General features: G+C 63.1%; 6 protein-coding genes and 1 pseudogene. 1 reads left to right on the forward strand and 6 read right to left on the reverse strand.

The features are described 5' to 3' along the window. A pseudogene (locus I5E_RS20010) lies at positions 1–602 on the forward strand (hypothetical protein); the annotation flags it as partial. A gap of 397 nt (positions 603–999) precedes the next feature. Here the strand turns inward: I5E_RS20010 and drmB are convergent. From drmB to I5E_RS20040, 6 genes are all read right to left on the reverse strand, one after another. Further along, positions 1,000–2,985, reverse strand: coding sequence for a DUF1998 domain-containing protein (gene drmB, locus I5E_RS20015; protein WP_307160118.1), 1,986 nt, complete (start codon positions 2,983–2,985; stop codon positions 1,000–1,002). After that, complete coding sequence (locus tag I5E_RS26125) at positions 2,922–3,911, reverse strand: helicase-related protein (protein WP_222836496.1); 990 nt, start codon at positions 3,909–3,911, stop codon at positions 2,922–2,924. The genes drmB and I5E_RS26125 overlap by 64 nt, the downstream gene beginning before the upstream one ends. 2,507 nt (positions 3,912–6,418) lie before the next feature. After that, on the reverse strand, positions 6,419–8,128 hold the full coding sequence (locus tag I5E_RS20025) for a nuclease-related domain-containing DEAD/DEAH box helicase (RefSeq protein ID WP_261975008.1): 1,710 nt from the start codon (positions 8,126–8,128) through the stop codon (positions 6,419–6,421). Next, entirely contained in the window at positions 8,116–9,648 is a 1,533-nt protein-coding gene (locus I5E_RS20030) for a hypothetical protein (protein ID WP_022908550.1), read from the reverse strand. The genes I5E_RS20025 and I5E_RS20030 overlap by 13 nt, the downstream gene beginning before the upstream one ends. Continuing rightward, complete coding sequence (locus tag I5E_RS26655) at positions 9,645–10,553, reverse strand: hypothetical protein (RefSeq protein WP_261975009.1); 909 nt, start codon at positions 10,551–10,553, stop codon at positions 9,645–9,647. The genes I5E_RS20030 and I5E_RS26655 overlap by 4 nt, the downstream gene beginning before the upstream one ends. A 105-nt stretch (positions 10,554–10,658) precedes the next feature. Beyond that, positions 10,659–11,699 (reverse strand): DNA cytosine methyltransferase, encoded by a 1,041-nt coding sequence (locus I5E_RS20040; protein WP_022908552.1) that lies wholly within the window; start codon positions 11,697–11,699, stop codon positions 10,659–10,661. Between the last annotated feature and the right edge of the window lie 1,035 nt (positions 11,700–12,734).

The following is a 12,734-nucleotide window of genomic DNA, read 5'->3' on the forward strand; positions in this document are numbered from 1 at the left end:
GCAGACCGGGTGACCGTGCTGCTGCCCGTGCTGGCGATGGGCGGTGCCGGCAGATCGGTGCGTGCATCGCGCTGTGGGTACGGTTCCGGTCGAACGCCTCGCTCGTGCGGACGATCCGTGGGGCGCTGCCGGCAGGGTTCCTCGGGGTCGGTGAGCCGCTGATCTACGGTGTGACGCTCCCCCTCGGGCGGCCGTTCATCACCGCGTGCATCGGTGGGGCGTTCGGTGGCGGGGTCGTCGGGCTGTTCGACCAGCTCGGGCACTCCGTCGGGGCGATCGCCATCGGGGCGTCAGACCTGTCGCTCATCCCGCTGTTGAACGGGTCGTCCGGGTACGGATGGGCGTTGCTCGGGTACGGCTCGGGGCTCGTGGTGGCGTACGTGGTGGGGTTCGTGGCAACGCTGCTGTTCGGGGTGTCCGCGTCGGTGAAGGCCGACCTCGAAGAGCAGTCCGCGCCCCGGGCGCCGCTCGACCTGGTGACGTCGGCCGTGCCGGCGGACGCAACCGATGCGCCTCCTGCAGCCGGTGCCGCGGGGACTTCTGCAGCCGGTGCTGGTGCCGGTGCCGGTGCCGGTGCCGCTCGGGCGGGGGCTTCGCGCTGATGCGGTTGGGCGCGAGTGCGTACCTGGCGCATGCTCCGCTGGCTGGCCCGACGATCGCGGCCGCAGCGGAGGCGGGCGCGACGCTCGGTTCCCCTCGTTGCACATCCCGGAGGACTCCCCCGCCGGGGCGCGAGCCACAACGACCGCGATCAGTTCGGCTGGTGCGTCCGCGGGGCTAAGGCCCAATCCGGTCATCTGGGAGCGCACGCCGGCATTCTAAGTCGAACAACCAACGGCCGCCGCTCAGTCTCCACGGCCAGTTACGGCTTTCGCTGACAAGTGGGCCCGCCCTGCGCTGCGTTCCCAGCGTCGTCGCGTGTCTCCCGCCCGGCGCAGAGGGTGTAGTCGGCATTGTTTAATCGCCGCCCTGATGCCACGGGGCAACCTCGAAGTGGTGTCAGGCGGTGAACGCGTCGGAGAAGTAGCCGAGATTTGGGTCATCGAGCGTCCCAATTACAATCCCTCTATCGAGGAATCGGTTGAACTCCTCGCAGCTTGTCTCGGGGAGCAGGCCGCAGGCGTGACACGCCGCGAGGTTACACGAGTCCGGACCTTGCCCCTTGTCGCCCGCTTCCATGCACACCGGGTCCGTTGAGCACCAGTGGGCGGACGCCAGGGCCGACGCAAAGACTTGGCGTAGATTGTCAGGGCGAGCCATACGAACGAGACCCCCCATCGTCCCCTCTGAGTCACCTGCAGCGGTGTAGATTAGCGCGCCGGACATGTTCCGATCTGTCGAATCGGCGACGTAGAGGCGCTCTCGGAGAGATGCGGAACTGTAACCGCAGGCAAAGACTAGCTCGTTGATGAGCAGATGAGACAGGGTGTGCAACAGCACAAACCGCGGGCTGATCCTACGCCCCGCTAGGCCTCGCTGGCTCGCCACCGATCCGTAACGTTCGGTGATTCGCTGAGCGCGGGCCTGGACGTCCGCGCGCCCTTCCCACGCCGCCAGCCTCGCGCCGTCGAGCTCGAAGTAGATTCCTTCTCCCTTCACGACATACGCCGGGAGCCAATCCTGCGCGGGCGTCAGGCTCGTTCGCCTGAGCATCGCCTTCCCCTCAGTCAATTTCAACTCTCCGTCGCGCACTCGGCTGAACCCGCGTAGCGCGCGCGTCTCTCGAAGGACGTCCACGGACCTAACGCGAGAGAGGTGGGTTGTCAAACCAGCGTGAAGCCCTGGGTCGGAGGCAGCGAGGAAATCGTCAGTCGGGGTCTCGCGGATCTTTACGTACTCGGGGTGGCGCCAGATGGCGTCGCTCGTAAGACTTTCCGCGTCGACCGGGGTCTCCTTTGGCTCCTCCTCGGTGATCTCGTCCATGCCGAACTGATCCTGAAACGCCGCTAGCAACTCCTCGTCAGAGATGGGAGCAAAAAGCTCGGGTGGGACGTTCCGCTCTAGCAGTTTTCGCAGTCGCCCCCCAGACACCTCGTCAATTCCTAACTGGAACACGTTATTGAACGTCGTGCTCACAGCAGGATGGCGAAGCAGCTGATGGACCTCCTCACTCACGGCGCCTTCTCGCCGAGGGAGGTAGATCGAAGACTCAACCTTCGGGAAGTAGACGTTTCCTGCCGCGCGCAGGGCACCGCGAATCGGCTGATTACACACGCCATCAAGCTGCGCCAGCCATGGTCGAGCGCCAGTGCACAGATAGGGCTCACGTGGCGAGACGAGTTGATCGCTCAAGTTCGTGTGCTCTTCTCCATTCTTGTCAAACCTCGCTTCGGTGACCCCGCGAAGAGAGCGCTCTTTCTTGCAAGAGTCGCAGGTGACGACCTGTCCTTCAAGTCCGCCACCTCCGCGAGATACGAGGCGCAATGTGCCCGCGCATGACGGGTGGGCTGAGCGATGCACCCACCTGTCGAAGGGAAAGTCATCCAGGTGACCACGAGTGCAGATAGCCACGAATGGGACCTGCGACATCTTCGGCTTGAACTTCTTGCCAGCATGTTCCGAGTCCTGGCACTCCACTAGCGACTTCATCGTGAGCTTACTCAGTTCCAGGCGTTTGCAGTAAATACAGAACGACCATCGCGGGAAGCGCAACACAGGGACCGTGAGCCGAACATTTCGGGGGTCGTTTCCTTGGGTCGACGGCCTGTAGTCCGGGGGTAGCCGGAACTCGGACACCTTGAGCCGGGATTCAAGCCGCCAGTCATGCTCCTGGTATTCCTCCATCGCGAGAGCGCTCTGGTCGGCAACTTCATACCAGTGGTCTAGTCCCGCGGTAATGACGGATGTCCCGTTTACGAGCACGCTCATGGCACCGACACCAAACGGTGCAACCAATTGCGCTCGGCGCATCGCCCCGCTACTCATATTGGATCCTCGGCTAACGTGTCTTCGAACAGGTATGCCTGACTGATCTCGAGCCGACATTCGGCATCGACGTTCCGCATACTTGTAGGTACGTCCCAGATCGTCGCGCGGCGGTCAAGATCAGGGAGCGTTCCTGCAAATCGCATCAGTCCTTGCAGCGGGTCGCCGAAGGGGGCAGGGTTCGCGTCCCACTTGGTTCGCTCCCATCCTCCCCACTGCCGGGCACGATCCCGCGCAAAGCGATCAAGGACCGGAACTTCATCGGGCTCCGCGACCTCCGCTCGCTCCCGAAGCAAACGAATGGCCTCATCGTAGGCGGACGAAGGAAACGGGTCAGGTCCAAGCGTCTCCGGCGAGGTCTGCCGAACATAGGCGACCGCCGCCGCATGGAGCGCACGGCGCAGAACGGGCGTAGCGAAAGGGGTGACGGACGTCGGCTCAACCTGCGCGTAGAGCTGTTGATGGTACGTGCGAAAGCGCTCATAGTGGCTGCGATCCCGCGGCTTTGCGGCCCCGAAGATGGTGATGACCAGTCCAGGGCTGACACCCGGATTCCGACCAACTCGGCCGCTCACCTGGATGTATTGCGCCGTGGTCTTGGGCTGGCCAACGATCGTCATCAGGGCGAGCCGATCAATATCCACACCTACCTCAATGATGTTCGAGGCCAGGCAGATGTCGACTGCATCCTGGCGCTCCTTGCCGACGATGTACTTAGCTTGAAGTTGCTCGATCGCCTTCGGAATCTCGTCCGAACGACGCCGGGAAGTGAGCTCCATCGTCCGATGCGGCCAGCGGGGCACGATTCCGTCACGCCGCCGGAGTCCGGTGAGGTAGTCCGGGATGTCGGACTGAACGAGCGAGACCGTGTTTCCGAGCTCTCGGAGCGAGTTGAGGAAGTTGAGGTTCGTCCAGTAGCCGTCCCGATCTTCCTCCGGGATGTCGACCGCCGCCTGGAGGGTTGCGGCAGCGACACGGACCTGCACGGTCTGAGTGGAACCAAGCGACGCGCTCATCACACCGATATAGCGCCGGCCTGGCTCCGGGGTGCCCTTGGCGGAGGTCGCTGGCTCGGCAAAGAAGGAGCGGCCTCCTCAAGGCCGTGCGGGGAAGAGGGCGACCGTCTCCCTACCGAAAAGTCCCTTGATCTGGTCCTCGTAGCGCCTGACCGTAGCGGTAGAGGCGATGATCTTCGGTGGCACAGGACTGNCGCCGCGTCGATCAGTGCAAAGTTCGTCAATTACCGGTTCGTAGAGACCGACCATCGAGCCAAGCGGGCCGGAGATCAGGTGTAGCTCATCCTGAATGATGAGGCTAGGTGGAGACGCGTCCCGCACGCCGCTCGGATTTAGACCGAAGAGATTCCGGGCCCGCGGTCGCCACGCCAGCATCGCAAACTTGTCGACGGTCCCTATGACGATCGACGGTCGAACTTCGTAGATGTCGTCGTCGACGACGTGGACCGGCAAGCCGGCACGACGGGAGTACTTGCACTCATCGTCAATACAGCGAAGCACGACCTTGCCCGCCGATTCCTCGTAGCCAATCGGCTCTTGCCCGCCGCCCCTCTTCGGCTGGGGGCCCATCTCTGCTCCGCACCAGGGGCATCGGAGCAAGAGGAAGAGGTTCTGCTCGTGCGGTTGTCGGCGCAGCGCCCGAATGTTCCTCAGCGCCGCGTCCCAGGTGTTCGGCGTCGAGCTGCCCCCGAGCCAAATACCGATCCCAAAGGGAGCAGGCCCTAGGACATCGCTATTCTGCTCCCTTATGTTTTCGAGGACGCAAATCAGCGAGGCCGCGCGGAGGAACTGCTGCGCGGTAAGGAGACGCAAGGTGTACCGCATGAGTGTGTCCGTCCCGGCGTCACCAGGGTCACGAAGCCGTCGGGCAAGCAGGCTGACTGCAGCAGCGCCGAGGTATGCCTCGGTCTTGCCACCACCGGTGGGGAAGAAGATCAGATCGACGTCGCCACGAGTATGACGCGCTGGTTCAATCAGCTCGGGTAGGACCGCAAGCAGGAACGCAATCTGGAATGGGCGCCAGAATCCACGGCCAGCCGGAACATCTGGAGTGGGGTGCGACCCCTCGACTCGCCAACGTCCATCAGAGTTTTGCTTGACCTTGCGCAGATCGAAACCCGATCGAACTTGCTGGAGCAACATGGCGTCGTTTGCCCAGCGAAATGCTCTCGCCGCCCGCTCGCTCTTTGCAACGAGACTCCAGCCCGTCCGCATCCTCGACAGCGCTGAACGAGCCCGACGAACATGTTTCCTCGCAGCTTCCTGGTACCGCGAGAGCAAATCGGGGATTTCGGCCTCGCGCCGATCGATCCACATTTTGTATTGGCTGAGGACGAGGTCGACCTGAGCGGTGCCCTCCTCGTCGCCACGCGCCAGAGCCTCCATGCTGACCGCGATGGGCCTTCGCCGCCCATCGGCATCGAGGACCGGCGTTCCCTGGTCGTCCGTTAGGTAGACGTTCGGGGACAGACTGACGACTTCATATGCCGGCAATGCTGTGGCCTTCACGAACCCGACGACCTCCTCGGCACCGATCGCGCCCCAATCAGCCGCACAACCGTGTCCGATCGCGAAAGTGCGCTGGTTCCGATAGAGGAGGTCCAGGGACTGCTCCTCCTCGTCTCGGTCGGGGAGCTCTACCTCCGGATAAGGGACGATCTGAGCTCCGTCTGCCGTTGACACCTTGAAGCCGACCTGGAAGACGGCCGCTGCGGGGCCCGAGCCGGGGGCATCATTGACGACTGCAACGGTGATGATCCTCAGGTTGACGTCGTCAGCGCCAGGGACCGGTCGGCTGAACACTCGCACTGACAGTGGGATTGAACCTTCGCCAGTCGGAGGCGCGACATCAACAATCTTGAGACGCCTCGTCTCATGGAGGACGGTTCGGCCAGAAATCCTGCCGACGGCTTGGAAAGGACGCCTTGCCCACCACTCAACCGGCTTCGCGACACCCGGAATGTACACAGTCAGCTTCTCGTACCTAGCGCCGACTACCTCAACCATAAGGGAACCCGTGTCCGCCATCCGCGCCTCGAAAGAGAGTGCATTTGCCGACGGCTTGAACGTATTCGCATCGGTGAGATCAAAATCATCCGAGTCGGCAACATCATGACGGACGTAGCCCTTAATCTCGATGGGTGGCCCGATCAGATCATCCTCGGATATGGCGAGACCGGTGACGCCGTCTAGGTCTTCAGCACTGTCGCCTTCAGTGCGCGCCACGGGCGATCCACCGATGGTCGCACCCGCGAACAAGACTCCTACGCCGTAGCGTTTGAGCGGGGTGCCGCTCGTAAGAATCTCCTCGCCGGTCTCCGCGTCGTGGAATTGGCCGCGAGAGGCTTCCATCGTCTCAAAATGCACAACACCTGCGTTGATCGCTAGTGGCTGCCCACGCAACTCGTCACCATCTACCGGGCCGAAGAGTTCGCGCCGCAGCGCTGCTTCGACCGTTTCGCGAGCCTCTAGACCGCTCACGGGCCACCTCCCATAATTCGATGCAGTGTTTTTGTTTCTACCAGAGCGGTCAAACGATCCGTTGCACGAGTGAGCCCCACGTAAAGGAGCGCATCAAAGGTCGCGCCCCCCGAGTCGTCGAGGTCAGTAACGATGACGGCCGGCGCGTCCAGACCCTTGAACGAGTGGATGGTCGAGTACCGTAGCCGCCCCTTTGCTGGCGCCGATCCATTCGCCGGACTCAATACTTGGCGGAGCCAAGGCTCGGACGTGCTCGCAGCAACAGAGTTGCTGCCGACTGGGCTGAGCACGACGATCTCTGTCAAATCGAAGCCATCCTCGCGCAGCTCGCTGATTATCTTTCGAAGTAAGGCGGCCTGGTCCTCGCCTTGGGCGTACTTGATAATCGCCGGGTCGATGCCGTCGTCGGATCGGCGAAAATCCCTAAACCCGGGAACGAGTCGACTGAGGAGATTCACTTGATACCCGATACGGGGTAGATTCCGGCAGTTCTCCGACAATCGAAACGACGCCAGATGCGGCGCTCGAGTGCGAAGGACCTCGCGTGCGGTTTCGCTGCCATAGATCGCCTGGCGTTCGAAGTCACCGAACATAAGAACACGACCGTTGCGCAGACCACCTTTGACAAGTAGATCGAGGAAGTCGAGATACGTGTCGGTAGCGATGTCCTGAACCTCATCAACGATGAGGAAGTCTCCGACTTCTTCATCACTGTGCTCAGCTAGCCCCTCAAGTGCTAGATCGGGCAGCACTCGCTCCCAGAAGTCACTATCGGCGTTCGCCGGCGGGCCGTTCATGCCGGCAAGTCGCAGCATTTCCTGGTGCAATGTGCCCACGCGGAGCCCCTCCGCATCCGAGAGTTTCTCTCGAAGGCTGTGCCCCAGCAGACGGTTGAAGCACAGAAGCCGCCCCCTTCGACCCTGAGCGATCTCCCTTTGAGCCGATTCAGCGGCTAGGAAGGTCTTGCCCGTTCCGGCAGGACCTGTAAACAAGACGCCACTGTTGTCGGCGGCCGAGTCGAGCGCTCGGTACTGCTCCTCGACGAACTGTGCGAGCTGACCCTCTCGGGCACGTCGGCGGTCTCCGGCAGTCATGACGACCTCGAACCGCGGACGAAGTGTGGCAGCGACCCGTTCGGCTGTGTTCTGGTCCGGGCCTATTCCGCCGAAGCCGAAATACTTGATCGTGGAGGCGAGGTGCTGCGCTCCTTCTCGCATTACTCGCATAACCGCTTGAGCTGCGCTAGAAAGGTCGCTCGAATCGAGTATCTGCCACGAGTGCCACTCCGGCGAGCCCGGCAGAGTCGATCGCGCACGCACTTCCGTGAACCACACTGCGTGCAAGATCGGGACGTCCCGCAAAGCGACCCGTCTATTTAGGAGATAATTGCGGATACTGTGCATCGCCTCCTGCGCCTGCTGAAAAGGTCCTCGCGCTGTCGGGGCGTCCTGACCGAGCCGCCAGGTGCCATCCAAGCTGCGCGCTACCGACAGATGCGACTTCACCTCGATCACCAGCAGGCCGGCGTCTGGCGCCACGATGACGAAGTCCGCCTCTCCTTCGACCTGTCGCTCATGCTGAGCGATCCCAAGTGAGTGGAGGACCCTCCAGTCTTCAGTCCCAGCTGCATCTCGCAGCGCCGCGAAGACGGCCTTTTCCCCCGGAGGCGCGGACTCGGCGCAATAGGCCGGAATCATTCGAGCCATTGAGCACCATCGTCAGCAAAAGGCACGCGAGCGTCGTGGCGAGCGACCACTTCCGAAAATGGCGCTATCGCAACGACGCGGGTGACAAACATGCCCCGAAATCCCGATTCGGCGATGTCGAGCGTCATGTGGCCAGAGCGCTCGAGCTCGTGAAGGTCCGCGACATCCGCCGCTGCTTCCAATCGGTCACGCAGCTCCCGAGTGGCTCGGTGGACCTCATGTCTCAGCAACGAGGCGTGCCCGAAGTGCGGCTGCACCGGAAGTGCCAGCCATTCAAGGAGCCGCTCGAAGTCACTATCACTCTGCGGACGGATCACGTGAGGTGACGCCCAAGCCCGAATTTGACCAGCCGCGCGGACCCCGAGTGCCCGCAGGCTGCGTTCGGAATCGCGGACACCTCTCGCCCTGAGGCGCTCAGTCACGCCAGACTTCCAGGATGCCTGCGACGCCTGAACTGCTGCCGCGCTTGGCCCGATTCTCGCATAGGCGCGCACATGGAGCGACTCTCGCTCGGCTTCACCTTCGCGTAGGAGCAGGTATGTGCCTGGTACGACTGCGGGCACCGCGGAATAGCCCACCCGCTCGCCGGGCGGCTGCGTCGGATCAAGCGAACGGATGCGCTCACCATCGTCATCAAGCCAGATCGCACGGCCCCCTGAGAGGAGAACCTTGCGGGCCTCAAGCTCGTCCGTCAAGAGCGCGCGATCTCCACTCAGCCGGCTTCCCCAGACCGGCTGCGGGAGGAGATCCTCCTCCGGGATCGGCTCGTCATCCGCTACAGCAGGCTGCGGTGCGGCAGGCGCAGCATCACCAGCCATGACCACGCGCGCGGCGACTTGAATACTTCCCTCGGCGTACTGCGTGAGTGGCGACCTTGGCACGGTTCGATCACCGAACCACGCCGGCACGATGTACGTCACCTCCAATGTGCGAGGCGCGGTGACAGCCGCCGACTTGAAGAATTGTGGCGGACCCAAGAGATAGGCGATGTCCTCAGTGACTTCTGCGCGCTCAAGCTCGCCGAGCGTGAGAACTCGTGCCCCAAGTGAACCGAGCCATTCGCCTACGGCTTCTCGCGATTGACTGCTCGCAGCCACGACAATTGCCGAGTCCGCTCCGACCTCAGTCAGCGACTCAAATAGCACGGAGCCCACCAGAGGGTCGCGGGAGCAGAGGGCCGCCGCCGCATCAGCGATCTCTCGGAGCAGCGCATCTTCATCGACGGCGCCGACCAGACGATGCGCCTGACGCGCCACCTCGCTTGCGGCGGCCGTGAGCTGAGAATTCCGCTCTAGCGGCATCGGATAGGTGATGAGGCGCCAGCGCAGTGCTTTGGCGGCACCGACGACATCGTCCCAGACGCCGGGGCCATCCCGCTGGATCAGCCGGAACAGATCGCGGGTGACCGAATCGAATCTCGCGCCGAGATCGTCCCGGACCGCGATGATCTCGACGCCATGCCTGGCAAGCGACGCTGCGGCCGCGTAGCGCTGATCGAGTCCGACAATCCGGGACGTCATAGCTCCACCGTGAACGCTAGGGCTTCGATTCCGGCAGACGGAGTCCAACCCAGCTCAGACGCTAAAGCGTGCGGCTCCCCACGTGAGTTCCTGAGCTGCACCACTTGCTCCGCCGCACTCTCGTCAGCAATCGATCGATCGATGACACACACGACGACCGGGGTCAGAACATCGTTGAGGTACTTGATCGAGCCCTGTCCGTCCAAAATCGTGAGAAGCACGTTGTCTGGAAGCGGGAGCTGGTCAGCAAACCCCGAAGATGAATAGAGGCGCGAGAACCAGGTCGCTGACTTCTCGGTCCTTGGGAGAAGCAGCGTTGTCAGGGAGTCTCCATCGCGATCGTCCGCCCGAGCAAGGACGGCTTCGAGATCATCATTGATCCATGCCTTCGTACCCACGATCACGAGGTCAGCCGCAGGGGCAACAAGACGCTGCGCCCAATCCCGATCGACCCCGGTCATACGACCGATACTTCCGATCTGCGGCCGAGGCATTCTGTCGGTCGGGTCGCCCTCGAGGACGGGTGCAACGGCTTCCAAACGATCAACGGCCCAGTGGCCCGCCAAGGCGACTCGCGGCCGGGCGTGACTCTCATCGAGTCCCCGAAAAGGCCCCGAGATCACGTGCGTGGCGTTCAACGCCCGGAAGTGAGATCTTGGGAGGGCTCTTTGTAGCACCGAAAGCGGATCAGTCGTTACCTGCGCAGGCGGCCGTCCAAGAGTCCAGCCGGCCCCGATCAGAGCCGCCGCGTACTCGCGGCTAGGAACCGAAATTGCAACAATCAGTTGTCGCTCAACAAACTGGTCCGCCTTGCGCGCAAGGCGCGTGCCGAGCGCGAGAATCGGCCCGATCCAGGCTGATCGTACCGGCGTCGACTCAGGGTTTTCAGCAAGGCTGAGGAGCACGTTCGGTCCGGGACGATTCCTCGCGTCACTCATCGTCCTCCCCCGGCTCGTGGCTTCTTAACTCTATCGGTAAAGACCGACGCTCCGCGTCGATAGTCCTGCTTCTTACGCGGCGGTCTCCTGGACGATACCCGAGTCCGCGGGCAGTGCGACGCGGGTGGCCGCCGCTAGGGATCTCGCCACTGGCGGCGGAACCGCGTTCGAGACCTGCTCAACCTGCTGCGAGAGTGTGCCTTCGAGGACGAAGGTCTTCGGGAAACCCTGCAGGAGCATCGCCTCGTAGATGCTCAGTCGGCGAGTACCGTCTGGGTGCACGTGAATCTCGCGGTGGCCATAGGCTACCGTCGGGCTCGGCTTGTCCCACGAGAGCCGCCGGAAGCTCCTGGTAGGCGCGGGGCCGTCGCTCTCGCCCTTGAATCGCTTGGACCTGGGGGTCATCGTCCAGTGATTAGGATGGGGCTGAATCTGGTCGACTGAGACACTCCGAGAGAAGAACGCTGGCTGGGGGAGGCGACCGATCGCGCCCCGAACAGTCAAATCGACTTCCTCTCGAGGAATGGTCTTCGGCGCGAAAGCTATGGCCGCAGCCTTGCTCTTGAACCCTGAGATGATCACTCGGTTCCGTGTCTGGGGCACGCCATAGTCGAGTGCCGAGTGCTGGGCGACGCGCGCGGTCAGTTTCAACTCGTCAAACCGCGCGAGGATACCGTCGAAGGCCGCGGAGTGCTTCGCATCGCGGATGCCCATAACGTTTTCGAACAGCACAAACTGCACGTCGTAGCGTACCTGCAAGGCCTCGACGATCTCTAGATAAAAGGTTGGCATCTGGTTGCGTGGGTCATCGGCGCGCGAGTTCGGATTTGCGCGGGAGAAACCCTGGCACGGAGGACCGCCAATGATTCCTATTGCCTCGCCATCCTTCAAGGATTTCGCGATCTCATTCAGGACGACGAGCTTCCCGGACTGCTCGCTGCGCGCCGTGATGTCTGCCGCGACTGACCTCGTCGTCGGGAAGTTGCGCCTATGTGTCTGGATCGCGGCCGCCATCCGATCGACCGCGAAAGCGATCTCGTAGCCCTCCTGATGGAAACCAAGATCGAGTCCACCGGCGCCCGAGAACAGGCTCACGACACGGGGCAGGACCATAGGGCGCTCCTTCGGCTATGCAGGCACTCGTTTGGGCCGTCCCGCACTAGCGTAGCGGGACGCTCGACCACGCTGCGGCGCAACTCTTCCGCGAGCGGCGTGACCGTTTTTCGGTCGTGTCGCTCCTAGGCCGCGATGGCCCCCAGTTCAACGGGCTCGGCTCAAGCCAACGGAACAGCTCAAGATACGACGTTAGATCTTCCTGCGCTGGCGATCGCGGCCCGTCTCGCCGACCCTCGTCGCGTCCTCGACCATGACCTCGCATAAGTTAAAGGGATGGCGGGTAGGTCCGATCAGATCAAGTCAGCCGTGGCACGAGCGCGGCCGATGGCTCCAGCCGGAGCGTGCAGGGTGCGCGGACGAGGGCCGCAAGGTACCGCTGTGCTGCGGAGCCGACGCATGAGCGCCGCCATGCAGCTTGGCGCTCCCCCGAACCGCCGCCCGTCTGACATTGTTGCCGCGGCGCAGCGGTGCTCGTCGCCGCGACGATCAAGCGGATCAGGAACGACGGGCCCACCAGTGCATCGTGGTCCTGAACCTGCGCGTTGATCGCGATGAATTCGAATCGGCGACGCCTTGCAGCATGTCCGTGGGCTGCCTACTCGGCGCCCTTCGTCCTTGATGGTCACGGCTCGTCGACCGTCTCACTGCAGCAGTACGCGGGACGGACCTCGGACGCGGTACGGGTCGGCACTGTGAAACGTGCGAAGGGCCTTGAGTTCAAGCAGATGCTCCTCGCGCATATCGACCCCCGGCTGCTCGATGCTGCCTCGGCCGACCTGTCGGAGACCGAACGGGAGCGCCGAGAGCGAGGGCGCCGCGAGCTCTACGTGGGGTAACTCCGGGTCGACCCGCAGTGGCTGCGGGCGCTCGGCGCACGGTTCGTCCGCGAGTCCGACCTCGACGCGGTGTCCGGCGTGATCCTCCCGACCGAGCTCACGACCCCCGCGCAGATCTGGTACGAGGCGTACTACGGCGGGTTCAGCGGCGAGCGCACCTTCGCACCCGTCACGATCGTCCCCGACGACGTCCCCG

This window comes from Curtobacterium sp. B18 (assembly GCF_000333375.1).
GTDB lineage: Bacteria > Actinomycetota > Actinomycetes > Actinomycetales > Microbacteriaceae > Curtobacterium.

Bases quoted from the DNA above. Each gene is read 5' to 3' on its own strand.
- drmB (WP_307160118.1), bottom strand. From the start codon at position 2,985: ATGTCGGCTCGAGATCAGTCAGGCATACCTGTTCGAAGACACGTTAGC.
- I5E_RS20025 (WP_261975008.1), bottom strand. From the start codon at position 8,128: ATGGCTCGAATGATTCCGGCCTATTGCGCCGAGTCCGCGCCTCCGGGG.
- I5E_RS20030 (WP_022908550.1), bottom strand. From the start codon at position 9,648: ATGACGTCCCGGATTGTCGGACTCGATCAGCGCTACGCGGCCGCAGCG.
- I5E_RS20040 (WP_022908552.1), bottom strand. From the start codon at position 11,699: ATGGTCCTGCCCCGTGTCGTGAGCCTGTTCTCGGGCGCCGGTGGACTC.